The organism is Moraxella sp. DOX410, assembly GCF_032248735.1.
Classification (GTDB): domain Bacteria; phylum Pseudomonadota; class Gammaproteobacteria; order Pseudomonadales; family Moraxellaceae; genus Faucicola; species Faucicola tetraodonis.
This window is the reverse complement of the sequence record NZ_CP135138.1, coordinates 1551064-1574726: the sequence shown is the minus strand read 5'-3', so window position 1 is coordinate 1574726 and position 23663 is coordinate 1551064. Positions and strand designations below refer to the sequence as shown.

At 43.9% G+C, this 23663-nt stretch carries 22 protein-coding genes and 1 tRNA gene; 6 read left to right on the top strand and 17 right to left on the bottom strand.

What is annotated here, in order from left to right:
- Positions 1-86 precede the first annotated feature (86 nt).
- The 3 genes from RNZ41_RS06955 to RNZ41_RS06945 are packed head-to-tail and all read right to left on the bottom strand — an operon-like array spanning position 87 to position 2684.
- On the bottom strand, positions 87-593 hold the full coding sequence (locus RNZ41_RS06955; protein ID WP_314026929.1) for a flavin reductase: 507 nt from the start codon (positions 591-593) through the stop codon (positions 87-89).
- Positions 594-613: 20 nt separating this feature from the next.
- Complete coding sequence (locus RNZ41_RS06950) at positions 614-1669, bottom strand: methionine synthase (RefSeq protein ID WP_096488700.1); 1056 nt, start codon at positions 1667-1669, stop codon at positions 614-616.
- A 37-nt stretch (positions 1670-1706) separates the two neighbouring features.
- Positions 1707-2684 carry a DUF1852 domain-containing protein gene (locus RNZ41_RS06945; protein ID WP_314026928.1) on the bottom strand — a complete coding sequence of 326 codons (978 nt, stop codon included), beginning with the start codon at positions 2682-2684 and terminating at the stop codon, positions 1707-1709.
- Positions 2685-3117: 433 nt separating this feature from the next.
- Between RNZ41_RS06945 and RNZ41_RS06940 the strand changes: the two genes are divergently transcribed.
- Positions 3118-3924, top strand: a complete 807-nt coding sequence (locus RNZ41_RS06940) for an SGNH/GDSL hydrolase family protein (protein ID WP_314026927.1) — start codon at positions 3118-3120, stop codon at positions 3922-3924.
- A gap of 175 nt (positions 3925-4099) precedes the next feature.
- On the opposite strand, the gene RNZ41_RS06935 is transcribed toward RNZ41_RS06940, so the two are convergent.
- The 3 genes from RNZ41_RS06935 to RNZ41_RS06925 form a co-directional block, all read right to left on the bottom strand.
- On the bottom strand, positions 4100-4618 hold the full coding sequence (locus tag RNZ41_RS06935) for an IS630 family transposase (RefSeq protein ID WP_201664439.1): 519 nt from the start codon (positions 4616-4618) through the stop codon (positions 4100-4102).
- Positions 4619-4638: 20 nt separating this feature from the next.
- Positions 4639-5019, bottom strand: coding sequence for a helix-turn-helix domain-containing protein (locus tag RNZ41_RS06930; RefSeq protein WP_050323873.1), 381 nt, complete (start codon positions 5017-5019; stop codon positions 4639-4641).
- 68 nt (positions 5020-5087) lie between these two features.
- Positions 5088-6653, bottom strand: coding sequence for a cryptochrome/photolyase family protein (locus tag RNZ41_RS06925; RefSeq protein ID WP_314026926.1), 1566 nt, complete (start codon positions 6651-6653; stop codon positions 5088-5090).
- A gap of 256 nt (positions 6654-6909) precedes the next feature.
- Here RNZ41_RS06925 and RNZ41_RS11850 point away from each other — a divergent pair, with 256 nt between their 5' ends.
- Positions 6910-7122 carry a DUF2256 domain-containing protein gene (locus RNZ41_RS11850; protein ID WP_135889276.1) on the top strand — a complete coding sequence of 71 codons (213 nt, stop codon included), beginning with the start codon at positions 6910-6912 and terminating at the stop codon, positions 7120-7122.
- Between the two features lie 90 nt (positions 7123-7212).
- Positions 7213-8346 (top strand): energy transducer TonB, encoded by a 1134-nt coding sequence (locus tag RNZ41_RS06915; protein ID WP_314026925.1) that lies wholly within the window; start codon positions 7213-7215, stop codon positions 8344-8346.
- A gap of 134 nt (positions 8347-8480) precedes the next feature.
- Here the strand turns inward: RNZ41_RS06915 and RNZ41_RS06910 are convergent, their stop codons facing one another.
- The 6 genes from RNZ41_RS06910 to RNZ41_RS06885 form a co-directional block, all read right to left on the bottom strand.
- Positions 8481-9929: an outer membrane protein transport protein gene (locus RNZ41_RS06910; RefSeq protein WP_314026924.1), complete on the bottom strand. Its 1449-nt coding sequence runs from the start codon at positions 9927-9929 to the stop codon at positions 8481-8483.
- A 245-nt stretch (positions 9930-10174) separates the two neighbouring features.
- Positions 10175-10396 (bottom strand): translation initiation factor IF-1, encoded by a 222-nt coding sequence (gene infA, locus RNZ41_RS06905; RefSeq protein ID WP_007116282.1) that lies wholly within the window; start codon positions 10394-10396, stop codon positions 10175-10177.
- A gap of 127 nt (positions 10397-10523) precedes the next feature.
- Positions 10524-11330 (bottom strand): tRNA pseudouridine(38-40) synthase TruA, encoded by an 807-nt coding sequence (gene truA / locus RNZ41_RS06900; protein ID WP_239741884.1) that lies wholly within the window; start codon positions 11328-11330, stop codon positions 10524-10526.
- A gap of 61 nt (positions 11331-11391) precedes the next feature.
- Positions 11392-12486, bottom strand: a complete 1095-nt coding sequence (locus RNZ41_RS06895; RefSeq protein ID WP_314026923.1) for an asparaginase — start codon at positions 12484-12486, stop codon at positions 11392-11394.
- A gap of 8 nt (positions 12487-12494) precedes the next feature.
- Positions 12495-13121 carry an rRNA maturation RNase YbeY gene (gene ybeY / locus RNZ41_RS06890; protein WP_314026922.1) on the bottom strand — a complete coding sequence of 209 codons (627 nt, stop codon included), beginning with the start codon at positions 13119-13121 and terminating at the stop codon, positions 12495-12497.
- A 3-nt stretch (positions 13122-13124) separates the two neighbouring features.
- Complete coding sequence (locus RNZ41_RS06885; protein WP_314026921.1) at positions 13125-14294, bottom strand: PhoH family protein; 1170 nt, start codon at positions 14292-14294, stop codon at positions 13125-13127.
- Between the two features lie 346 nt (positions 14295-14640).
- Between RNZ41_RS06885 and RNZ41_RS06880 the strand changes: the two genes are divergently transcribed.
- Positions 14641-14717: transfer RNA gene (locus RNZ41_RS06880), tRNA-Met, on the top strand.
- A gap of 188 nt (positions 14718-14905) precedes the next feature.
- Here the strand turns inward: RNZ41_RS06880 and putP are convergent.
- Positions 14906-16393: a sodium/proline symporter PutP gene (putP, locus tag RNZ41_RS06875; RefSeq protein WP_076774286.1), complete on the bottom strand. Its 1488-nt coding sequence runs from the start codon at positions 16391-16393 to the stop codon at positions 14906-14908.
- A gap of 209 nt (positions 16394-16602) precedes the next feature.
- Positions 16603-17436, bottom strand: coding sequence for a tRNA (guanosine(46)-N7)-methyltransferase TrmB (gene trmB, locus RNZ41_RS06870; RefSeq protein WP_314027829.1), 834 nt, complete (start codon positions 17434-17436; stop codon positions 16603-16605).
- Between the two features lie 127 nt (positions 17437-17563).
- On the opposite strand from trmB, the gene RNZ41_RS06865 reads away from it, so the two are divergent.
- The gene (locus RNZ41_RS06865; protein WP_050324205.1) at positions 17564-18511 is read left to right on the top strand and encodes a pilin; all 948 of its coding nucleotides are present in this window, start codon (positions 17564-17566) and stop codon (positions 18509-18511) included.
- A gap of 142 nt (positions 18512-18653) precedes the next feature.
- Here the strand turns inward: RNZ41_RS06865 and htpG are convergent, their stop codons facing one another.
- Together htpG and ispH are read right to left on the bottom strand one after the other, a co-directional pair.
- The gene (htpG, locus tag RNZ41_RS06860) at positions 18654-20621 is read right to left on the bottom strand and encodes a molecular chaperone HtpG (RefSeq protein ID WP_314026920.1); all 1968 of its coding nucleotides are present in this window, start codon (positions 20619-20621) and stop codon (positions 18654-18656) included.
- Between the two features lie 237 nt (positions 20622-20858).
- Positions 20859-21827 (bottom strand): 4-hydroxy-3-methylbut-2-enyl diphosphate reductase, encoded by a 969-nt coding sequence (ispH, locus tag RNZ41_RS06855; protein WP_284034467.1) that lies wholly within the window; start codon positions 21825-21827, stop codon positions 20859-20861.
- A 196-nt stretch (positions 21828-22023) separates the two neighbouring features.
- Here ispH and gmk point away from each other — a divergent pair, with 196 nt between their 5' ends.
- A complete protein-coding gene (gmk, locus tag RNZ41_RS06850) occupies positions 22024-22641 on the top strand; it encodes a guanylate kinase (RefSeq protein ID WP_007116269.1) in 618 nt (205 codons plus the stop codon).
- A 40-nt stretch (positions 22642-22681) separates the two neighbouring features.
- On the opposite strand, the gene RNZ41_RS06845 is transcribed toward gmk, so the two are convergent.
- Positions 22682-23629: a LysR family transcriptional regulator gene (locus RNZ41_RS06845; protein WP_314026919.1), complete on the bottom strand. Its 948-nt coding sequence runs from the start codon at positions 23627-23629 to the stop codon at positions 22682-22684.
- Positions 23630-23663: the final 34 nt, after the last annotated feature.

Sequence of the window (23663 nt, the reverse complement as noted above, 5' to 3'; positions counted from 1 at the left end):
ATCCTAAATTATCTAAATATTGATAAGAGTGACTACTTTAGCATTAATTCGCTTGGATTGTACAAAATCTGACCCAGCGTTTAGCATTATGATTGGTTGTATGTATCGACTTTAATTTTATTGACGGCATGGTATTCACGGTTAAAATACACCAAACCTGTCTGGTCTTTGCCTTGTTGTATGGCTTCGATACGACAAATAAAAATCCCGTGTGTGCCGACTTCTTGGATTTGCTCGATTTGGCAATCAAAGCTCGCCAAGGCATTGTCCAAAATCGGTGATTGGGTCATCAAGGTATGCCATGTGCCATGCTCAAAGCGCGCTTGCGCTTCGAGTTTTGATGCAAAAACCGCAGATAATGGTGCATGATGGTCGGCCAGCACATTCACTGCCAATACCTTGTTTTGCACGAAATATTCATACGAGCGTGAGGCGGTATTCATGCATACGAGCAAGGTCGGTGGGGTATCGGTTACACTGCACACCGCCGATGCAGTAAAGCCATGACGACCCGCAGGGCCATCAGTAGTGACCACATTGACCGCAGCCGATAACATCGACATGGCATTTCTAAAATCAGTAACGTCAACCATTATTTTTTCCAAAGTACTTTTTAAATTATGAGGTCGTCCAATTGATGCGTGGCTAAATAGTCATTTCGGACAAGCTTGGCGCCTTGTGCTAAGGCAGACAACTTGCCTTGTGCCACATGACGGGGGAGCGGCGCCATCCCGCAATTGGTACAAGGGTACAAATTTTCAGCATCCACAAACTGCAAGGCTTTATGTAGCGTTGCTGCCACTTGCTCAGGTGTTTCTATCTGATGCGTCGCCACATCAATCGCGCCCACCATCACTTTTTTGCCACGAATCAATTCGATAAGTTCCATCGGTACGCGCGAATTGTGACATTCTAGCGACACCATATCAATCGCCGATTGCTGTAGTTTGGGGAAGATGGCTTCATATTGTCGCCATTCACTGCCCAAGGTTTGTTTCCAATCAGTATTGGCTTTGATACCATAACCATAACAGATATGGACGGCAGTGTCACATTTCAACCCTTCGATAGCACGTTCAAGTGCCGCAATGCCCCAATCATTAACTTCATCAAAAAATACATTAAAGGCAGGCTCATCAAATTGAATAATATCAACCCCTGCCGCCTCGAGTTCTTTGGCTTCTTGGTTGAGTAGGGTAGCAAATTCCCAAGCCAGTTTTTCGCGGCTGCCGTAGTATTGGTCACTTAAGGTATCAATCATGGTCATGGGTCCAGGTAGCGCCCATTTGATAGGTTTGTCTGTGTGCTGACGTAAAAACTTGGCGTCCTCAGCAAATACCGATTGAGGACGTGACACCGCACCTACCACAGTCGGCACACTGGCTTCATAGCGATTGCGAATTTTTACCGTAGCGCGATTGGCAAAATCAACCCCATCTAGATGCTCAATAAAGGTGGTGACAAAATGTTGGCGGGTCTGCTCGCCATCACTCACAATATCAATGCCTGCCGCTAATTGCTGCTGCAATGATACCAATAACGCGTCTTGTTTGCCTTGGACAAGCGCGCTGTCTGTCAGCTTCCAAGGTGACCAAAGTTGTTCAGGTTCGGCAAGCCAGCTTGGTTTAGGCAGGCTACCTGCCGTTGATGTTGGAAAAAGTGTAGTCATTGTTTTCTCTTTAATTGTTGGGTGTCAGCAAAACTGCTTAAGCGACTTGGGAATTTAACCATTCTTGTAATAAGGTTTGGTAGGGTTTGATAAAGTGGGTTTCTGTGTATTGACCTTGTTGAATCGCTAGCTGGCTACGTTCTTCACGGTCATACTCGATTTTGGTGAGTGAATAATCCTCATGATTTAAACTGGGCTGATAGCTTTGACCTGCCACGCTATTGGCGTTATAAATCTCAGGACGATAGATTTTTTGGAACGTTTCCATCGTGCTAATCGCGCTGATAAGCTCAAGGTTAGTGTAGTCGTTGAGCAGATCACCTTTAAAATAAAACGCAAAAGGTGCCACTGATTTTGGCGGCATAAAATAACGCACCGATAATCCCATTTTGCTAAAGTATTCATCCGTCAGCGAATATGCGTCTTGTACATATTCAGTGCCCAAAATCGGATGACAATTGGCGGTTTGGGTATAAGTCTTGGTGGTCGACACACTGAGACAAATCACCGGTGGTTTGTTAAATTGCTCACGATAGGCAGGCGAGTTCAGCACATAATCAAACAACTTACCATGCAAATCCCCAAACCGCTCGGGCACGCTAAACGATGGCTGGTTTTTGTTATGCGCCAACAGCCATACACTAAAGTCATAATCGCGCACATAGGAAGAAAAACTGTTACCCACGATGCCATCGATTCGCTGCTGGGTCTGGGTATCAAAGATAACGGTTTTTAAAATCTCAATAGCCGGAAAGCTATCTCCCGTACCAACAATCTCAAGATTGGCAGAGACAATCTCAAGCTCGACCTGATAGCGGTCGCCAGTCACATTGTCCCAATGTGCCAAATCATTAAATCGATGGTTAATCATTTGCAGGGTATTGCGTAAGTTTTGCTTGCGGTGTTCACCCCGTGCCAGATTGGCAAAGTTGGTAGTCAGCCTAGTATCTTTGGCAGGTTGGTAGTTTTCATCAAATGCAATGGTTTTGATATGACAATTAATCGGTAAAGTCATGTCTATAATCTCCGTAACAGTAGCGCAAAAAAATTTTCTTTTAGCACCCTACGATTACTAAAAATCGTCACGGCTAAAAGTACAAAGACAGTTATACGCTAAAATCAAGATGAATAAAAACGAATTAAAATTTAAAAATGATGAATTTTATTCATTTTAGGTGTTTCCTTGGATAAAAAACGGCTAGAGAGTATCTAACCGTTTTTTGTTAAACGTGACTATTGTTGCGGATGTTTTGGCAAAGAGCTGCTATTTAACATAAGGTAAAGTATCACCAGTACCAATTTATCATCAGTTAGCGAAAGCGCATGCGTTGCCCGACTAATCGTTAATGTATCAATCTGTTAAACCACCCGTTAAACAATCAACGGGGTTTTTTTATAGTAATTATCGCTATACAATAATCAAAAAAGCGCTGTTAAAAAGGAAAGTTATGCAACAACATATCAATGGCTTGTCTTATAAGGATATGCTAATCAGCCCGATATACTATTACCAAGGCAAGCAGGTAAAACGCCAAACCATCGTATTACCAACGCCGCTGTCTGAGAAAAAAGGTGTGGTAGATTTCAACAAGATAGATAAATCCGCATCTGATTCATCGTTAACCCTGTTACTCGTGGGCGATAGTGCTGCGGCAGGCGTAGGGGTGGAAAGCCAAGAAGCAGCACTCATGGGGCAGCTAATCAAAAATTTATCATCTAATGAAATAATTGTAAAACGTTATGACTACTTACAATGGCAAATGGCAGCCGTGTCTGGATTTACCAGTTTTGATGTGCTTCGGCAACTTTATGTATTGGCAAGTGAAAAGATAGACATAGTCATCATCAATGTCGGGGTCAATGATGTCGTAACAAATACAAGGCCTAGAGACTGGCAAGCACATATAGAAGCTATTATTGAAATCGCAGGGCGTAAATTTACCGCTAAGCATATTATTTTTGTTGGATTGCCACCCATGCAAAAAATGCCTGCCTTGCCAAGCCCGCTGAATCAATTGATAGGCAAAAAAGCGTCATTATTGGACAAGCGACTTTATCAGCTGATTTTAAACCATCAAAACACCAATAACCAATTAGATACCCAAATCCATTATTTAGCAGTGAGTTTTGCTGAGCAGGACGATAGTAAAAACTTATTTGCAAAAGATGGCTTTCACCCCAGTGCGAAAACTTACGCACTGTGGGGTACACAATTAGCGGATTTTATCAGTCAGGCAATATCAACCAAGCCGTAATTTGTCAGCCATTTAATAAATAGTTAGCAATCAATAAACTGTCTTGGTAGTCCATTTCATCATTGCGACACACTTGGCAATAGCAACTTTTTCAATCAACTGCTCGGCAACTGGGCATATCCGTTTTGCTCATTAACCGTATCAACTGACGCTCATACATATAGTTAAAACCGAATTATACCAAGCAACTTTCAACACAATCCTTAAGCGTATCAAAATTGCTTAGCGTTAAACGAACCTTTTGCTTAATCACTGCCCACAACTGCTCAATTGGATTGAGTTCAGGTGAGTAAGGCGGTAAGTACGTCAGTTCAATATTATAAAGTTCCGCAATTTGCTTTAAATCGCCACCATGATGAAATCTGGCATTATCCAACACCAATACACGTTTTGGATAATTGCCATTATCATCTTTTGGCAAATCTCGTCCCAACGTGTGTAGCCAGTTTTCAACCGTCACTCGTTTACAACCACCTTCAAAGGTAACAGGAGCGATGAGTTTAAAGTCATTTAATCGCATGGCTCCCATTAAGTTTAAGCGTTTACCCTTATTGGCATCGATTTTGGCATAACAAGGCTTGCCAATAGGCGACCAACTGCGGGTGTAATATTGCCTTTGATAAAATCCTGTTTCATCCATAAATAGGATGTTGTCAGCGGTAAGGCTCAAGGTTAATAGCAGTAAACCCAGCATCAGTTTAAACCCAATTTGCTTTAGTAAATCGGCTTGCTTAAAGAGCGGGGTCTTTTTTTAAAGCTCCATTTGATTCGACGCAAGGTTTCTAAAAAGGCATTATAAGAAATATTGATATCAGGATGGTCTTTTAAGTATTGTTCTCTAAGCTGTTTTGCGGTGTCAAATTCCTGAGCGTTAACGTAGCTCTCAAAGGCGATTAGGTCTGTGATAATGTGTTTTACGCCAACAGGGGCAAAGGGTTTTGGCTTGGTATTCCCTTGTTCTTGATAGAGCTTTATCCAGTCATCAAGGGTGTTGCGGTTGATTTCAAATAGCCTGGCTGTTTGGCTTTTGTTGCCTGTCTTTTGCCAGTGGTTGACGGCTCTGTCTCGTAAGTCTTGGTTGTATATTTTGGGCATGGTGGTATTGGTTTAAAATGCTTATTATATTACAGTTTTAACTATAGAAAGCTGATGATTGAGCTATCTTATGATATTGGGTTTTTAAATGCCTCAATCGCCATTGCCCGTGAGACTTTTGTCGGGGTGTCAAGCGTTGGATAGGCGATGTGAGGATGTTGTGTTAGGTAGGTTTGCAGTTTTTGCTCATCGTTGATGATGTTAGCTGGCACTGTTCCAAGCTCGGGCACCCAGTGTTGGATATAGCTGGCGTCAGGGTCATGCGTTGCCGCCTGACTAAATGGATTCATCACCCGAAAATAAGGCTGGGCATCGGTACCAACGGAAGCTGACCATTGCCATCCACCATTATTACTGGCAAAATCACCATCTACCAAATGCTGCATAAAATACGCCTCACCCCAACGCCAATCGATTAATAGGTTTTTGCTCAGATACATCGCCACCACCATACGCAGCCGATTGTGCATAAAACCTGTGCTGTTGAGACAGCGCATCGCTGCATCCACAAGCGGCACACCTGTCTTACCTTGATACCAGCTTTCAAAGTCGGCTAGGTCATAACGCCAAGCCACAGATTCATCGAGTGGGGTCAAAAACGCCTTGCCTTTAACGATATCTGGACGGTTAACCATAACGTCATAATAAAAATCGCGCCAAGCCAGCTCGCTAATCCAGCGCATGATGTCTTTCTCACTTCCCAGTCCTTGCTGACTGTTCAGCTTTTGTCTGGCTTCGAGATAGCATAATCTGGGTGATAGCATACCGATTGCTAAATAGGGCGATAAACGACTGGTCGCACCCAAGTGATTATTCAAAGCGGGCACGTCTCTGGCGGTATTGTAATCAGCGATATGTTTTTTTAAAAAATCATCCAGTCGTGATTGGGCAGCCGCTTCACCGGCAGGGTATAACAATTGTGCTAACTTAACCACGTGATTGAGTTGTTTATCAAGCGCAGCGGTAGGGATAAGATAAGCGCGATAAAATGCATCAATCGTTATATAGTCATTGGTATTGGTATTGGTATTGGTATTGGTATTGGTATTGCGGCTGTCTTTGGCGAGTTGTATGGTATTTATAGCCATTGCAGCAGGGGTGGGCGATAGGGTTAAGCCGCCAGTTTCAATCATCGCAAGCCAACGCTTGTAAAAAGGGGTAAAGACTTTGTACGGCATACCTTTGTCGGTGACGATACGCTGAGGGGCAACTACTTGACTATCATCAAACCATTGGGTAACTATGCCTAATGACTGAGCCTGCTGGGCGATATACTGATCGCGGGTAACTTCATTAACCGGATATTCCAGATTGGCAAATAAATGGCTAATAGAAAGCTGCTGGCAAAGCTCAAGCACATCCGTCGCCTGCAAGGCAAAATCATCCACCACTCTGATGATGATACCAATATTCAACTGAGATAAACTCTGCTCAAGTGCGCGGATTTGCCGCAGTATCAAGTCAATTTGCCACAGCGATTTGCGGTGTGATTGCCATTGCTTGGGTGTCAAATAAACCACGGCTATGACGCCAGCATGGTTTTGCCGTGCATGCTCACAGCAAGCCGCAAAAGCGGTATTGTCAAAGGTGCGCAAATCTTGGCGAAACCACATCAAGTTCGTTTTGCTGCTCATTATCTTTACCCCAATACAACAGTTTATCGTTAGGGTATTATGTCAACAAAAGGCTTGGCTTCCCAAGACATTTTTTTAGGTTTATTGCGCTATCATAACGGTAAAAGCCAGTTATCCCGTTGCAAAAATGTGCAATGACCCACATAAAAAGTCAACTAAACTAAACTAAACTAAACTAAACTAGATAATGGATAATAGCTAATAGATGTACGCGCCTTAAATAGCCAGCGATTAAGTAAATCTATAGAAAGGGATAATGAAAAATTCTAATAAAACCGTTAAAAAATCTGATTTACCGAGCAAAATCTGCCCCGTGTGTCAGCGTCCATTTACCTGGCGGAAAAAATGGGAAAAAGATTGGGTGAATGTCATTTATTGCTCAAAGCGCTGTCAAGGTAATAGCCGTAGTAGCAAATTAAAAAATAACCCTAAAAACTCATTAACGCCAGGTGTACCCAGAATCAAATAGCAAACTAACTATTTGATGTATGGCACAATTATATTAAGATGGCAATGTCATCTGCCATCATTCAAGCGTGTATCAAGCGATTTCCCTGTTATGCTATCTACATTATCATCCGATAACAAATCGTCAAAACTATATATTAGGGTAGTGGTGGTCGGCATCGTTACCGCGTTGCATGGGCTGCTGCTATATCTATTTTTTCAGTACCAAACGCCATTAAAGATCAAACCGCAAACCACACAGCCGCTCGAAATTAGCTTTATCCAGCTGAAGCCTCAACACCCTTCGCAGACCTACCATTCACAAACGCAGCCTGTGGTTATCCATCATGTAGACCCTGTCAAACAACCTTATCCTAGCGATAAAACACAAGCGGCTGATATTAAGCAAAAACCGTTATCAAAACCAAACCCTACACCCGCTAAACTGGTGAATCACCCAGCAAAAAATAATAACCACAAGCCAATCGAACTCAGACCAACGATAGATAATTCGACTAACCAACAAAAAGCCAGTCAACCTAAAACTGCGTTATCTACAGCAAATCAAAGTCAAAGCCAAACTCAACCCCAAAAAAAATCACAAGATATTTCTAGCGAGCCATTAATGAACGCGCGTGAAAATAACGCCCACTATAAACAACAGCAAGCGATGCAAATAGAACGCAACATAAGTTCAAACACTAGCCAATCTCTTGCTCAACCCAAATCAGCTACTATCAAATCAGCTACTACCAAGCAAAGCCATACCAATACTGAATATGCTTTAAAACCTATAACTCACGATGAGCGTGCTGAATCATCTGCTAAATCATCTAAAGACTCGATGCGTGCTCAAATACAAAAAACGCCAAATCAGCCCGTTAGCCCAGTTATTTCAGCTATCCCCGCTGTCCCAGCTATTAATTCGTCACCAAAACCAGCAACACCCATCACCTTTGGCAATGCGGATGCAAGTTGGCAGAAACGACCTAACACGCAGTTACCACCCAATTTATCGCGTATTGTGACACTAAAGCAGCTATCAAGCCTGCAAGTAAAACTTAATGTCAATGCCAAAGGTGACGTGGAAAAATGCAGGATTACGCAAACATCGGGTGATCCAGAGGTGGATAAATTTATTTGCCAACAAGTGCAAAAAGCCAGACTTTACCCAAGAAAAGCCAATGGCGTCACGGTACCAAGCATTGGTAATCTCACGATAGCACTGACCAATCTTGCAAATTAAACCCTACAATATATGGTTGAAGCGGCACCTATGTAATAATCATTAAGGGCTTACTGTGTAACAATTGATTACCTAGACACATAAAAAAAGCCAATCTGATGAACAGATTGGCTTTCATGTTATTGAAAGTTAGCTTATTTCTTTTGGTAAGATAAACGTACGCCGTATACCCAGCCATCATTGTCTTGGAAATCGCCAACAATGCTACCATCGGGTAGTTTCGCTTTGGCATCACCAAACATCAAGTATTTAACGCCGCCTGAGACAGCCCATTCAGGTGTCAAATTGTATTTTGCGCCCAAGCCCACATTCCAGTTACCTTCCACAGGTCCTAGAGAAGTGATGGGATTGCCTGCGCCTGAGTCATAACCCACAGCGCCCGAAATAGCCAATTGTGGTGATAGCTTCTTACCTAGACCGACTTCAGCAGTCCAAGCGTCTTTAGAATAATCAAGCAAATTAAGGTCACCATTTCCACTAGCTATTGCTGCTGCATTATAAATTTTTGGTTTAATTGCAAAATCACTCCATGGAACCCAACGCGCTTTTGCAGTTAAAAGGGTTGTTGGATTGAGACCTGTTTGGAAATCTAAGTTAACAGATTTTGGCATGGTGATAGTAATCTCATTGGTGCCGACACCCAATGCACCGCGTGCAGGCAGGTTTTCCGTTACAGTGACGTCGTGGTCGATTTCAGAGCGATAGGTTAACGCGGCTTTGAGGGCAATTTCAGGTTTTAAATAAGCAATTCCAGCCATCCAGCCATAGTCAGTGTTACGAGCAATACTAGCATCATATCCTGATGCAGTACCATACGCGTTACCACGTAAGTGGACATCACCTTCTAAACGCTGAATCGTAGGACCACCATAGATTTGAATGTTTTTCTTTTCACCCAGTTTTACCCCCAACAGTCCTGTGAAATTTTGGCTGCTGACAGAAACGTTGGTTGCACCTGTAACTTTTGAGAGATTATTAAAACTATCAGTTGGGGCTTTTAAAGCGTTATAGGTGGCTGAAAGATTTTTATAATCAGGGGTTCCAGTAGCACCAGCTTTTTCAAGTTTATCTAGTGTGGACTTCGCAAGATCTAATGTATCATTCAGCTCTGTTAAATTGCCAACTTTAGCATCTGGATTTTGTGTAAGGTTACGCAATAATTGTGTAGCACCTGGATAAACTTTAGGAGTTGCTAAAGAGTCAATAACCGCAGTTGGTGCGCCAACAAAATTATTGTCACCTGAGTAATTAACATCCGCGCCCCAAGGCTGGTCAAAAAATGCCCCTACGCTGATGGTGTCATTGACATCGGCTTTTGCGCCAAAGTTTAAAAACTGGTAATCATCCGCCATATCAGGGACATTGCGACCAGCGGCAAAGTCTGCGTCAGTTGTCGCAACGTTTTTGTTGTCTTTACCCTCGATTGTTGGATCAATAGTAATGTGCTCAACATAGGCAAAAGTACCTTCCTCAGTAAAAGCCCAGCTTGGTTGGGTAGAGCGGTCTAGACCGGCGGCGTTTGCGATAGAAGCAGTAGAAAGCGTAGCAACAGCTAGCGCAAGAGAAGAAATTTTAAATGACATGTGAAACTCCCTGTTTGATTTTAATCATCACGTCTAACAGCTAATTTAACAAAAACTTATCGGTAAATTAAAATTGACGTAATACCTTCCTTTCGTCAGTCAAAGAATAATCAAAATTTTAACAATTGACAACCATAGAATCACATTTTTGTAAGAATTTATTGACCTGAGCAGTCACGAAAAAAAGAGGGTGTTAACCCAATGAGTTAACACCCTCTTTTTACTGACTATATGTGCCTAAACAACTATCGACCGCGATAAGTAATACGTCCTTTCGATAAGTCGTAAGGTGTCATTTCAACTTTAACTTTATCGCCCGTTAAGATACGAATATAGTTTTTACGCATTTTTCCAGAAATATGCGCAATAATTTCATGCCCATTTTCTAAACGCACTTTAAATAATGTGTTAGGTAAAGTATCGACCACTTCGCCTTCAAATTCAATTACATCGTCTTTTTTTGCCATAATACCTATATCTATGAGTCAAATGTATAAATGCAGATTATACGCTGATGCGTGTGTTATCGCAACTTTTAAGCCCTAAATCAATCAATTGAAAAAAACAGCTAAAAGATTTGCGCGCATTGCGCTGTCATTCAGGCAAATTTAGCCAAATAGGGGATAGCCTTGTTGCCGGTAATAGTGATTGAAATTGGGGTGGATATAGCGCGTTGATAAAGTATAACCCATCGGCAGAAGCCGTCGCTGCCGCAAGTGACCGATTTTTGCTCAGTAGCAATGCTTCAATCCATGCGACTGGCTTTTCACCGCGCCCAATTTCAAATAACGTACCCATAATATTTCGCACCATGTGATGTAAAAAACCATCGGCTTGGATATCCAGTACCAATAGCTCACCATGCTGAATCAATTTGGCAAAATGGACATGGCGCACAGGCTGATTAGATTGGCAGGAAGCGGCACGAAAACTGGTAAAATCATGAGTGCCTTCCAGATAGGTCGCTGCCTGCTGCATCAGTTGGACATTAAGCGGGGCGTATTCATGAGTAATTTGCTGATTGAGTATCGCAGGTCGAAAGGGGTGATTGAGGGTAATATAGCGGTAGCGTCGCGCAATGGCAGAAAAGCGCGCATGAAACTCAGCGGGCATCACTTGTATCCAGCGCACCGCGATATCATCAGGTAGCAGAGAATTTGCGGCACGCAGCCAATTATAAGGCTGACGTTTGGCACTGGTTTGAAAATGGGCAATCATATTTGACGCATGGACGCCGGCATCAGTACGACCCGCAGCGATGACTTCTATGGGTTCATTAGCTATCTTTGATAACGCTGCTTCAACATGCTGCTGAATACTATCAACTTCTTGTTGTCGTTGCCAGCCGCGATAGCGAGTACCAATAAATTCAATGCTGATCGCATAAGTATTTACAGTCATAAAAAAGCCAATTTTGCCAAAACCTACGATAAAAAAGCCTAGTATAACAACTAATCAGTTATTAGGCGACGGTGTAGGTATCTTTTAGACAATGCGCCCAGCGCTGACGGCGGCGAGCAGGGGTGTCATAACTGCCAATCAACCATAGCAGACGCGCAAATATCGCAGGTAAGGTCAACCGTCCCGTCATCAAAACCTCACATTGAGCCAGCCATGCCCCCGCTTCATACGCTTGGCTGACGCCGCCATACGCGCATTGGGTGGTCACTGCAACCAGACAACCTTGTTTTTTCGCCTGTAATAATTGGCTTTTGATGGATTCGGCATACGGCACATTGCCTGCACCAAATGCCAAAATAATGATGGCATCAGGTTTTTCAGACAATAACTTATCCAAGCGAGTGGCGAGCAAATGCGTATCCACGGGCGTCAAATAAAGTGTGGCAATGTTGGCATGGGACAAGCTGTCAAAGACTTGCGGTAATTCACTCAGCCGATCTTCTAGCCAAAGTTGATGCTGAGCCTGGGTGATTTTTGAAGTATAGCTATTGGCGGGATAACCAGCACGGTGGTGCCCCACAAACGCCATTAAATCATGGCTATGAATTTTTTGCACAGTTTGCGCAGGCCAATCTTCACCAGAGAAACACACCCGCACCCCAGGCTCACCATGACGGGCTAATTTGCAGGCATCAAATAAATTCTGCGTGGCATCGCTCTGCGGGTCGATGAGGTAATCGGTTAACACATTGCTATCAAGCAAAGGTCTCATCGCCCCTGTCAACACAATACTGATATGACTACCCGCAAAACACTCTGCCAAAAAAGCCGCGAGGTAGCTGAGCGTATCCGTGCCTGTTAGCACCACAAATTGGCGAAGCCCTTGCGCAATGGCTTGTAGTATCAATTGATAAAAATGCGCGAAATCAGCAGGCGTTAACTGGCTACTGTCTTTAATGACATCATTATCCAATATCCGCCAATTCACAGGGTCGTGTGCATGGTTTGGGTAGGTGGCAAAATGGGTCTGTAAAATCTGTGATAACACAGGTAAAAAAATATCAGCATCTAAGCTAGCAAGCGGTTTGCCATAACTGCCAAAAGTGCCGCCCGCGTAGATGATGCCAATACCTGATTTGGTGATAGATTTACTCAATTGAAATTTTACTCATAAGGGTTGGCAACGGATAACTTATCAAGGACAGCGATTTCAATCGCTTCCATTTCATCTTGCTCAGCTTGCCCAAGTTCATGGTCAAAACCCAGCAAATGCAGCATACCATGCACCAGCAAATGGGTCAGATGCTGCTCTACTGTCTTGCCTTGCTCAGGGGCTTGACTGACCACCACCGCATGGCAAATCACTAGTTCACCTAGCGGCAGTGCGGGCAGTAATTCTAGTACAGCTTCAGGCAACTCACTGGCATAGGATAAAATATTGGTGGCGTAGTCTTTGCCACGCGCATCCAAATTGATGGCGCGAGCTTCCACAGGCTCCGTGACATAAATTTCTAATTCAACGGTTTTTTGAAAGATAAATTCACCCAGTTGACTAGGTATCTCGGTAGTGTCTTGATGGGTTTCAAAATACTGCAGAACTTGCTGCAAAATAGCGGCAATCTTGTCTTGTTGGTAGAAGGCTTCAAGTTCGCCAAAAGTTGGCAGTTCAATTAAGCCTTCGGCAAAACTAATTATCACTTGACTCATCGGCACTTGACCAAGCGGCGCTTGCGGCAAAGCGCCAGCTAAATCACCTGCTAAATCAATTTGGGTTGGCAAAGCTGATGACATAAGCTACTCCGCGATACCTATATCAATGGGTGTGTTATCAATCGAAGCGTTATCAACCGGTGCATTGTTATCCGTTACCCCGATAGCCAAGCTTGCGGCTTGGGACTGTGCTTGGCTTTGTTCAAGTAGGCGTGATTGTTTTTTGGCTTCTTTAATCGCTTCTTGCGCTTCATCGTATTTATCATAGGCTTGCACGATTTTTTGAACCAATTGATGGCGTACCACATCTTTGCTATCAAACCGCGTCACATGAATTTCTTCAATATCCGCCAATATTTCTAGCGAATGCCGCAAGCCTGACTTGGTGCCGCGAGGTAAGTCCACCTGTGACATATCGCCCGTGATGACCGCCCGCGAGCCAAAACCCAAACGGGTCAAGAACATTTTCATCTGCTCAGGGGTAGTGTTTTGTGCTTCATCCAAAATCACAAACGAGTTGTTTAAGGTACGACCGCGCATGTAGGCAAGGGGTGCCACTTCAATGACTTGTTTTTCAATCAGTTTTGCCACCTTTTCAAACCCTAGCATTTCATATAAAGCGTCATAAAGTGGGCGTAAATAAGGGTCGATTTTTTGGGTCAAATCCCCCGGTAAAAAGCCCAGTTTTTCCCCGGCTTCTACCGCAGGGCGCACAAGCAAAATACGCTCAATCTCATTGCGCTCTAGCATATCCACCGCACAAGCCACCGCCAAGTAAGTCTTACCTGTCCCTGCAGGCCCTACGCCAAACGAGACATCAGACAGTAAGATTTTTTTGACATATTGCTGTTGGTTGTAACCGCGGGGGATGATTTTTCCTTTACGGGTTCTCAAACTAATTGGGGTGAAATCAGTGCTATCTGCGCGCTCGCTGCCATTTTCGCTAGCGGCATCATTCTCTAGCGCTAAATCTTGCTCACGGCTAAAACTCGTTTGCACGAGCAGGTGCAAATCTTCTGGCGAGATAACATCGTTGCTTTGTGCTTCATCGGCAAGCTGTACCAAAATACGCTCAGCACGCGCGACTGAATCGAGCTCACCTGAAATCACAAAATCAGTTTTGCGTTGGTGAATGTGGACTGACAGACGATGTTCAAGGTACTTAATATGGTTATTGTATTCGCCCAATAGGGTTTTGAGTTGATGGGCTTTTAGAGATGATAAATCGACCGTTCTGCTGATGGTATCGCTCAAGAGTGCTTCCTTTTATGGGTTTTTATAGTTGTGATAAATCATAAGGTTGAGAGATTAGGGGAGTATGACAGTAACCAATATAATATTTTGGCACGTTGATACTATTATGGTAAATATATGCAAAAATTCAAGTGACGTTCACGGGTTTTTGTCATTTCAAGTGATTTTGAAGTCAACAGTCAGGCAATGCTCAGCCATGACGGGCAAAAAATTAAATTTTGAGAAAATGAAAAAAAATGTGACAAAATGCTTGACGACATAGGGTTAAATACGCATAATATGCACCCCATGACAGGCAAGAAATACTTTCAAAATTCTGCCTAAATCCTGCAAATTTGCCAAACATGGCGATGTAGCTCAGCTGGTTAGAGCGCACGACTCATAATCGTGAGGTCAAGAGTTCAAGTCTCTTCATCGCCACCATTTGCAAATAACTTAAAGCGGGCTATTTTATAAGCCCAGTATTTTAGTAAGCCAAGCATTTTGATGTTTGGCTTTTTTGTTGTTTGTCATTTGACGATAAAAAAATAACGAAAAAGAAAAACAAAAAAAGGGCGATAGCTGTATCACCCTTTTGTCATTTAAATTACTATTTAAATTGTCATGCAATATTAACGAGCTGCGTTATAGGCTTTATTGGCATCATCAAAACGTGCCATAACTTTGTCAGATGCGGGCGTTAACAGCGACACCACATAGATGGCAATCATGCCTAAAATAAAGCCTGGTACGATTTCATACAGACTACTACCGGTTAATGGTTTCCAAGCGATGACCGTCAACGCGCCTACAAGCATACCTGCCAACGCGCCTGTGCCAGTCATACGTCGCCAAAATAATGACATCAACACCACAGGACCAAACGCCGCGCCAAAACCTGCCCATGCATACGAGACCAATCCCAACACTTTGCTGTCTGGATTTTGGGCGATGACAATGGCAATCGCTGAGACCAAAAGCACCATGAATCGACCAATCCAAACCAACTCTTTTTGCGTGGCAGTAGGGCGAATAAACCCTTTATAAAAATCTTCTGTAATCGCGCTTGAGCATACCAATAATTGACAGCTGAGAGTACTCATGACCGCCGCCAAAATAGCGGACAATACCACACCGACAATCCAAGGGTTAAATAACAATTGTGCCAAACCGATAAAGATACGCTCGTTGTTATCTTTTAAGATAGCAGTTTGTTCAGGATGCACCGTCATATAGGCAAGCCCAAAATAACCGACCGCCACCGCGCCTGCTAGGCATAAAATCATCCAAGTCATACCGATACGACGGGCACTATTTAGTGATTTGACCGAATTTGCCGCCATAAAACGCGCCAAAATATGCGGCTGACCGAAATAACCCAAGCCCCACGCAGCCGCACTGATGATACCGACGAATGACGTACCAAACAGCAAGTTACCGTAGTTTTTGTTATTTGCCTGTGCCGCCATACTGACCGCTGCATGAATCTCATCCATACCGCCTAAGTTTAAATAAACCATGATGGGCGCAAATACCAGTGCAAAAATCATCAAACTTGCTTGAATAGTATCCGTCCAGCTTACCGCCAAAAATCCTCCAATAAAGGTATAGATAATGGTGGCAAATGCCCCTAACCACATAGCCGTGGCATAGTCAATTTCAAACAAGCTTTCAAATAGTCGCGCACCTGCGACAATGCCTGAGGCGCAATAAATGGTAAAGAAAAACAAAATAATCGCCGCCGAAGCAATTTTAATCAATTTATTGTTGGCGCCAAAGCGGTGGTGAAAGTATTCAGGCAAAGTCAGCGCATTGTTATTAAACTCAGTATGCACCCGCAGTCGACCCGCCACCAAAAGCCAGTTAAAATACGCCCCAATCACCAAGCCAATTGCAATCCAAGATTCACTCAACCCCGATACATAAATCGCCCCAGGTAACCCCATCAGCAGCCATCCTGACATATCTGACGCACCCGCCGACATTGCGGTCACAAAACTGCCCAGACTACGACCACCCAAAATATAGTCATCAAAGTTACGGGTGGCAAAATATGCCGCAAACCCGATGCCCAATACCAAAATCAAATACAACGTAAATGTAATATAAACGGGTGTCATCCCATCACTCCTAAGGTCATCCCGATTCAAGGTAATAAAACCACTAAAAATTGATAGCAGTCATAGAGATTTTACGTGGCATCACACGCTAATCGACATCCTGATAGATACCATCTAATAACGAAAAGTCACATTGTAGAAAAATTTTAGGCATAAAAAAAGGATAATCGCTTTGATTATCCTGTTTATGGCATAAAATTGTCAACGCGCTAAACTTTGCGATACATAATGTCATAAATAGCGCGACCTTCCTCTATACCGCGTTTTTCAAATTTAGTCAGTGGGCGAAAATCGGGACGTGGCAGAAAGTTACCTATACCTTCGCTGTTTTTGCCTTCGACATTTGCAAACGCGGTTAAACTATCCATGACTTCAATCATCCAGTGGGCATAATGTTCCCAATCGGTGGCAGCATGAAACATGCCGCCTTTTTTAAGCACCCGTTCCACCACCCTCATGCGATCAGCACTGACAAAACGGCGTTTGTAATGGCGCTTTTTTTGCCAAGGGTCGGGAAAATACAACTGCAGCGTGTCAATATGCGCCGCTGGTAATTGCTGCATCAGGGCAATGGCATCGCCACTGATGAGTTTGAGGTTATTGAGACCCAGTTCCCCTGCCAAAAATGCACAATTACCCAGTCCTGCCTCATGCACTTCAATGCCGACAAAGTTTCGTGTTGGGTCATTTTTTGCCATTTCCACCAAGCTTGTGCCCATACCAAAGCCGATTTCGAGTGTCAAAGGCGCATCAGGGTTTGAAAATAGCTCACGCAAATTGGTTATACCACCGATATCCATTGCTTGAATTGCATCCAAATTGGGCTGGACAAAAAAATGGGCAAAGTCTGACTGTAACCCAGCTTCTGCCTTTTTGCCCACATGGGTTTTGCGCTTCATAAAAGTTTGAATGGCGCGATAGTGCGGGGATAAAGAGTTTTCATCGCTCGGTTGTAGGGCAGTGGATGGATTGGGAGAAAGGCATTGGGCATCGGTGCTAGCTGAAGTGACTGTCTCAGAAGTTTGGGTATGTTGGGGTGTCATCATTTGCAAAAATCGTAGTTGGTGTGATAAAGGGTGGTTGTGATAAAATTCGGCTATTATAAGTGAAAACCCCAAAAAGTAAAAACCTCAACAAGTGAACACAACCAATGGATAATCCCTAATCGCCATGTTATTTCTTGAAAAAACGTCACCGCCGCCATTTTGGCAGCCACAGCTAACCGATAAACAGCGTCTGATGTACGACAAAGCCTTTATCGGCAATCGTTCTCAGGCCTATTATCTCAAGCGTTTTGCCCAGTTTGATCAGGCAGGGCGATTGACGGCAAAGTGGCATTGGGCAGGGTTTTTGATGACGTTTCCTTGGCTGTTATACCGTAAGCGATTCTTAGATAGCATTGTCTATTCGGTGGCGGGATGGTCATTTATTCAGCTCAATGTCACCATCATTTTGGTGGCGATAGAGTATTTATTGATACGCAATCTTGATGAAGCGATTCGTATGCCGCTACGTATTGGCATTGGGCTTGCGATTTGGCTGTTTTGGTCAGTGATGGTGGCACGTTGGAGCGATGCTTATTATTATCGGATGGCGCGCCGTGAAATTGCCGATGCCATTGAAATGTATCCGCGGGATGAGGAAAAACAGCTCGCTCATATCCGCAGGCACGGCGGGGTGAGTTTGGTAGGTTTGGCGCTGGCGTTTGGGTTTTATGCGTTTTCTTTGTTTGTGATTCAAGTGCAGTTTTTGCCGATTTATGCCAAACAAAAAGCCAATGCCACGCTGTTTGAGGTGCTTGATATCGTAGAAAGCGCACAGGGACGAGTCGATGCCATCTACAAAGCCACCGGTCAATGTCCTGTCAATACACCGCTAAGCACAGATAACCAAAAAGTGGTGTTAAAAGTGTTGACCCAAGCAGAAAGTATTCCAACTGACAGTCATTGCATGATTCAAGCGACAGTACGAGGCGTGCCGTTTCCCAATCGCTGGCTCAATGGTCAGACGCTGACCATGTACCGTATTGGTGATAGTAAAGTCGATGGTAGTTGGGGCTGTATCACCTCACTCAATCGCAAGCAAATCCCCAAACAATGTATGCTGGCAGAGCGCTGATGAAATAGTAGTGTTTACAGCCACTAGCCGATACGATGGCGGTGGTTTTCAAAAAAAACCGAAGCCTAAATAACAGCCTAGGCTTCGGTTTTTGTTTATCAGTTTTTATTTATCAGTTTTATTTTGAAGCCAGCAAAATAACTTACTTCATCAACAACGCATTGACGCGTTTGAGATAAGCGGCTGGGTCGTCTAATTGACCGCCTTCTGCCAATAACGCTTGGTCAAAAATCACTTGCGCAAGGTCATCGAACTGCTCCGCGCTTTCCAATTTTTGAATGAGCGGATGGTTTGGGTTGACTTCCAAAATTGGTTTGCTCTCCGGCACAGGCTGACCCATTTGTTTGAGCATTTGCATCATCTGTGGTGATAGTTCACCATCAGCGGTAACGAGCAGAGCAGGGCTATCCACCAAACGATTTGACACGCGCACATCTTTAGCACGGCTACCTAACACGCCTTTGAGTTTTTCTACCACAGGCTTGAAGGTTTCTTCCGCCTTTTTGGCTTCTTCTTTTTCGGCTTCATCGGTCAAATCACCTAAGTCTACCGCGCCTTTGGCGATATTTTGTAGCGGTGTGCCATCGTACTCAAACATAAAGTTCATTGCCCATTCATCAACGGGGTTGGTCATCAAGATGACTTCAATGCCTTTTTTCTTGAACACTTCAAGTTGCGGACTGGCTTTGGCGGCGGCAAGGTTTTCAGCCGTCAGGTAATAAATCGCCTTTTGACCGTCTTTCATACGACCTTTATAGTCGTCAAAGCTGGTGACCACATTGTCATCAGTGGTAGTGGCATAGCGCAATAATTTGGCAATTTTATCCATATTGCTTTGGTCTTCACCCAAGCCTTCTTTTAAGACGTTGCCAAATTCAGCATAAAACTGTTTATATTTTTCTTGCTTTTCGGCTTCATCGCTATTGGCTAGGCTAGCTAGCACGGTCAATATACGGCGGGCGTTACCATCGCGGATGGATTTGACATCGCGAGACTCTTGCAGGATTTCACGGCTGACATTGAGCGGTAAATCCGCGGTATCAATAACCCCTTTGACAAAACGCAGATACATCGGCAACAACTGCTCGGCATCATCCATGATAAATACACGTTTGACGTACAGTTTTAGACCGTGTTTTTGCTCACGTTGGTACAGGTCAAACGGCGCTTTTTTAGGGATATATAGCAGCTGGGTATATTGTAGACGTCCTTCGACACGGTTGTGCGTCCAAGTTAGCGGCTCATCATAGTCATAGGTAAGATTTTTATAAAATTCCTTATACTCTTCGTCTGTAATTTCTGAAGGTGAGCGCGTCCATAGGGCACTGGCTTGGTTGATGGTTTCCCATTCATCGGTGGTTATCATTTGACCTTGGGGCATCTCACCTTTGGCAGTTTCGCCCCCTGCTTCTGCATTAGCAGTTTTTTGCGCGTCAGTGAGTTCTTCTTGCCAAACTTCTTTGCGCATTTGGATTGGCAAGCTGATATGGTCAGAGTATTTATTGACTAAAGATTTAATTTTGTGGCGGTCAAGGTATTCGCTGTGTTCGTCGGTGATATGTAAAATCACTGTCGTGCCACGGGTAGGCTTTTCGATGGTTTCGGTGGTAAATTCACCGGTACCATCTGAAACCCAGCGTACGCCTTGGCTGGCAGGCTCACCTGCTTTACGAGATTCCACCGTGATGGTGTCCGCTACGATAAAACCCGAATAAAACCCCACCCCAAATTGACCAATCAAATTGCCGTCTTGTTTTTGTGCATCGGATAATTTTTCTAAGAAAGCTTTGGTGCCTGATTTGGCAATAGTCCCCAAATGCTCTACGGCATCGGCTTCATTCATACCGATACCATTGTCAATAAAGCTGATGGTTTTGGCATCTTTATCAATATCAATGCGAATGCGTAGCTCACTGTCACCTTCATACAGCGCGTCGTTTTGATTGCCTTCAAAACGCAACTTGTCACAGGCATCAGACGCATTTGAGACCAGCTCACGCACAAAGATATCCGCATTTGAATAAAGCGAGTGGGTGACTAAATGTAATAATTGCGCGACTTCCGCTTCAAAGCTATGTTTTTTTGGCTCAGGTTTGTTTGAATCTGCCATAATAAGTAACTCCTAAAAATAAGAATAAAAATAATTAACCCAATTTATGATGGTTCGTTGTCATAGTTAGGGTGAATGCAAAACTATTTCAAGCACAAGCGGCACAATTTTTTAATTTTTAAATAATAAAAAAATGCTGCAAGCAGGATTTAAATGAACAATAATTAAATGACCAATAAAAAGCCGAGCATACTTATACCCGGCTTTACTTGCCATCTAACCGATACTATATCTCTTTTAAATCTTGTATTCACTAGAATTAGACAGTTGGGGTGAGCGTAACGCTTTGGGCAAGCTAAAGGTCACGTTTTCCAAAATACCTGATAATTCTTCAGGTTTTTCGCCGCCCCAAGACTGTAAGGTATCTAACACTTCTTGAATCAATACTTCAGGCGCCGACGCACCCGCAGTCACACCCACCGTATCCACGCCTGCAAACCAGTCTTTTTGCATTTCGCCGGCATTATCAATCAAATGCGCTTTGGCGCCCAAGCGCTCCGCGAGTTCACGCAAGCGGTTGGAGTTGGATGAATTGGGTGAGCCCACCACTAATACCACTTGACAACGCGCCGCAAGCTCCTTGACCGCGTCTTGACGGTTTTGGGTGGCATAACAAATGTCATCTTTACGCGGCGCATGGATTTTTGGGAATTTATTTTTTAGCGCATCAATCACTTCTGCGGTGTCATCCATCGATAGGGTGGTTTGGGTGACAAAAGCCAAATCAGTATCAGTCGGTAAATCAAGATTGGCAACATCCACCACATCTTCAATTAAGTGAATACGCCCACCGTATTGTGGATCGAAGCGTCCCATCGTGCCTTCTACCTCTGGATGACCGGCATGACCAATCAACACCGCGTCTACGCCTGTTTTGGCAAATTTATTGACTTCGATATGGACTTTGGTAACCAGTGGGCAAGTGGCATCAAACACCGTCAAATCACGGCGTTCGGCTTCATCTTCCACGGCTTTGGAGACGCCATGCGCTGAAAAAATCACAATCGCCCCATCCGGCACTTCATCCAACTCTTCGACAAATACCGCACCGCGATTGGCAAGGTCTTCTACCACGAACTTGTTGTGTACCACTTCATGGCGCACATAAATAGGTGGTTCAAAGCGCTCAAGGCAGACATTGACGATTTCGATGGCTCTATCGACCCCAGCACAAAAACCACGGGGATTGGCGAGTAAAATTTTCATAACGCAGTTCTTCAGTCATTGATGATTCATGTGGCTAGTTTACCATGAGTTCATACACGCAAAATATGTTAAACGTAAAAAATCAGCGAATCGGTATTCAATGGCTAAATTACGCAGCAATTGTTAGCAAAAATTGCTAAAATAGCCGATTCAAAAATGGCTACTACTTACTTCATCAAACCCCTAAGGATATGTCATGACCAAAGGCTCATTATTTATCATCACCGCAGCAAGCGGTACTGGCAAAACATCGCTGGTCAAACAGCTGATTGCAACGACCAATGACTTGGCGGTTAGTATCTCGCATTCGACTCGCAAGCCACGTCCTGGGGAGATTGATGGGCAGCATTATCACTTTGTCAGCCGCGAGATATTTGCTGATATGATTAAGCAAGGTGAGTTTTTGGAGCATGCCGAGGTGTTTGAAAACTACTATGGCACCGCCCAGTCCACAGTAGAATTTATGCTGAGCAATGGCTTAGACGTCATCTTAGAAATCGACTGGCAGGGCGCGTTGCAAGTGCAAAAATTGCGTCCCGATGCCACGACCATTTTTATCCTACCGCCCGACCGCCAATCGCTGCGCCAGCGGCTTTCCAATCGCGGACAAGACAGTCAAGAAGTGATTGAAAGACGTCTTGCCGGTTCGGTCAATGAAATGTCGCAATACGTGAATTTTGATTATGTGGTGATTAATGACAATTTCGACGTGGCATTAGCGGAGTTAAAATCAATCATCATCGCCAATCGTTTGACTCTCGCTAAACAGCAAGAGCGTCACGCTGGCCGTATTGAGCAGCTATTGTCTGAATAAATCATCAATAGCCTATAAATAATTGAATAAGCGCAACCAGCTAATAAAACGCACTAAAAATCTGTTGTCTTAGCCACCCATACAACGGGTCAACCTGTTGTTGTTGGTGCCAATAGCCGTGTAACTCGATATGGGTCAACTCAATCGGCAAATCCAAAATCTGCCAGCCTTGGGCGGGTGGCAAAAATGTGGTGGCTAACTGGCGCGGCAAGGTGAGCAATAGCTTGTCTTGTTTTAGCAGTTGAAAAGCAGTGGCATAATGTTGACAACGGATTTTACTCTGCCGCTGCCAACCTGCTTTGGACAATAAACTATCTTCAATCGACAGACCTAGCCGCCGTGATGACACCGTAATATGTTGACTGGCAAAATACTGGGCTTGGGTGATAGTCGGTTCATTCGCCAATTCAGCCGCAAAATTTGGCGCATACAACACCAGCACAAACTCATCTCGCAACAAGGGTTGATGCACAATCTCACTATCCACCACCCGCGCCACATCAATGGCAAAATCTAGCTGTCCAACTTTTAGTTCATGCGCAAGCGCTGAGCGATTGAGCCGGCTACTGGTGATTTGACAATTGGGCAGGACTTGATGAATTTGGCTGACCAATTTGTTAAACACAATCAATTCAATTTCATCATGCATGGCAATCGTCAACGTAGCAAAGCTCTGCTGCGCCAGCTCGCCAAGTTTATCGTCGCTTAATACATGGTTAGTTTGAAATAGTTGTTCAAGATTTTCAAAGCTTTGTTTGACGGTGGGATAAAGCCGTTTGGCATACAGGGTGGGGTGCAGTTCACCTTTTTCCCGATAAAAAAGTTCGTCCCCCAATGATTGGCGCAGACGACCTAACGCATGGCTAATGGCAGATTGGCTCAAATGCAAAGCTTCTGCGGTATGGGTAAGATTTTTAAGCTCAAAAATATAAATAAATAGCCTAAGCAAATTTAAATCAAGCTGCTTTAACGGGTTTTTATGCAACATATGGATAATACCTTACAAGTAAATGACGGTTATT

What these genes read in the sequence shown, in the direction of transcription:
- RNZ41_RS06955 (WP_314026929.1), bottom strand. Translation starts at nt 593, where the DNA reads ATGGTTGACGTTACTGATTTTAGAAATGCCATGTCGATGTTATCGGCT.
- truA (WP_239741884.1), bottom strand. Translation starts at nt 11,330, where the DNA reads ATGACTGTAAATACTTATGCGATCAGCATTGAATTTATTGGTACTCGC.
- RNZ41_RS06945 (WP_314026928.1), bottom strand. Translation starts at nt 2,684, where the DNA reads ATGACTTTACCGATTAATTGTCATATCAAAACCATTGCATTTGATGAA.
- RNZ41_RS06930 (WP_050323873.1), bottom strand. Translation starts at nt 5,019, where the DNA reads ATGCCCAAAATATACAACCAAGACTTACGAGACAGAGCCGTCAACCAC.
- RNZ41_RS06910 (WP_314026924.1), bottom strand. Translation starts at nt 9,929, where the DNA reads ATGTCATTTAAAATTTCTTCTCTTGCGCTAGCTGTTGCTACGCTTTCT.
- trmB (WP_314027829.1), bottom strand. Translation starts at nt 17,436, where the DNA reads ATGACACCCCAACATACCCAAACTTCTGAGACAGTCACTTCAGCTAGC.
- RNZ41_RS06950 (WP_096488700.1), bottom strand. Translation starts at nt 1,669, where the DNA reads ATGACTACACTTTTTCCAACATCAACGGCAGGTAGCCTGCCTAAACCA.
- ybeY (WP_314026922.1), bottom strand. Translation starts at nt 13,121, where the DNA reads ATGTCATCAGCTTTGCCAACCCAAATTGATTTAGCAGGTGATTTAGCT.
- RNZ41_RS06915 (WP_314026925.1), top strand. Translation starts at nt 7,213, where the DNA reads ATGCTATCTACATTATCATCCGATAACAAATCGTCAAAACTATATATT.
- RNZ41_RS06845 (WP_314026919.1), bottom strand. Translation starts at nt 23,629, where the DNA reads ATGTTGCATAAAAACCCGTTAAAGCAGCTTGATTTAAATTTGCTTAGG.
- putP (WP_076774286.1), bottom strand. Translation starts at nt 16,393, where the DNA reads ATGACACCCGTTTATATTACATTTACGTTGTATTTGATTTTGGTATTG.
- RNZ41_RS06935 (WP_201664439.1), bottom strand. Translation starts at nt 4,618, where the DNA reads ATGCTGGGTTTACTGCTATTAACCTTGAGCCTTACCGCTGACAACATC.
- RNZ41_RS06865 (WP_050324205.1), top strand. Translation starts at nt 17,564, where the DNA reads ATGTTATTTCTTGAAAAAACGTCACCGCCGCCATTTTGGCAGCCACAG.
- RNZ41_RS06925 (WP_314026926.1), bottom strand. Translation starts at nt 6,653, where the DNA reads ATGAGCAGCAAAACGAACTTGATGTGGTTTCGCCAAGATTTGCGCACC.
- ispH (WP_284034467.1), bottom strand. Translation starts at nt 21,827, where the DNA reads ATGAAAATTTTACTCGCCAATCCCCGTGGTTTTTGTGCTGGGGTCGAT.
- infA (WP_007116282.1), bottom strand. Translation starts at nt 10,396, where the DNA reads ATGGCAAAAAAAGACGATGTAATTGAATTTGAAGGCGAAGTGGTCGAT.
- htpG (WP_314026920.1), bottom strand. Translation starts at nt 20,621, where the DNA reads ATGGCAGATTCAAACAAACCTGAGCCAAAAAAACATAGCTTTGAAGCG.
- RNZ41_RS06940 (WP_314026927.1), top strand. Translation starts at nt 3,118, where the DNA reads ATGCAACAACATATCAATGGCTTGTCTTATAAGGATATGCTAATCAGC.
- gmk (WP_007116269.1), top strand. Translation starts at nt 22,024, where the DNA reads ATGACCAAAGGCTCATTATTTATCATCACCGCAGCAAGCGGTACTGGC.
- RNZ41_RS11850 (WP_135889276.1), top strand. Translation starts at nt 6,910, where the DNA reads ATGAAAAATTCTAATAAAACCGTTAAAAAATCTGATTTACCGAGCAAA.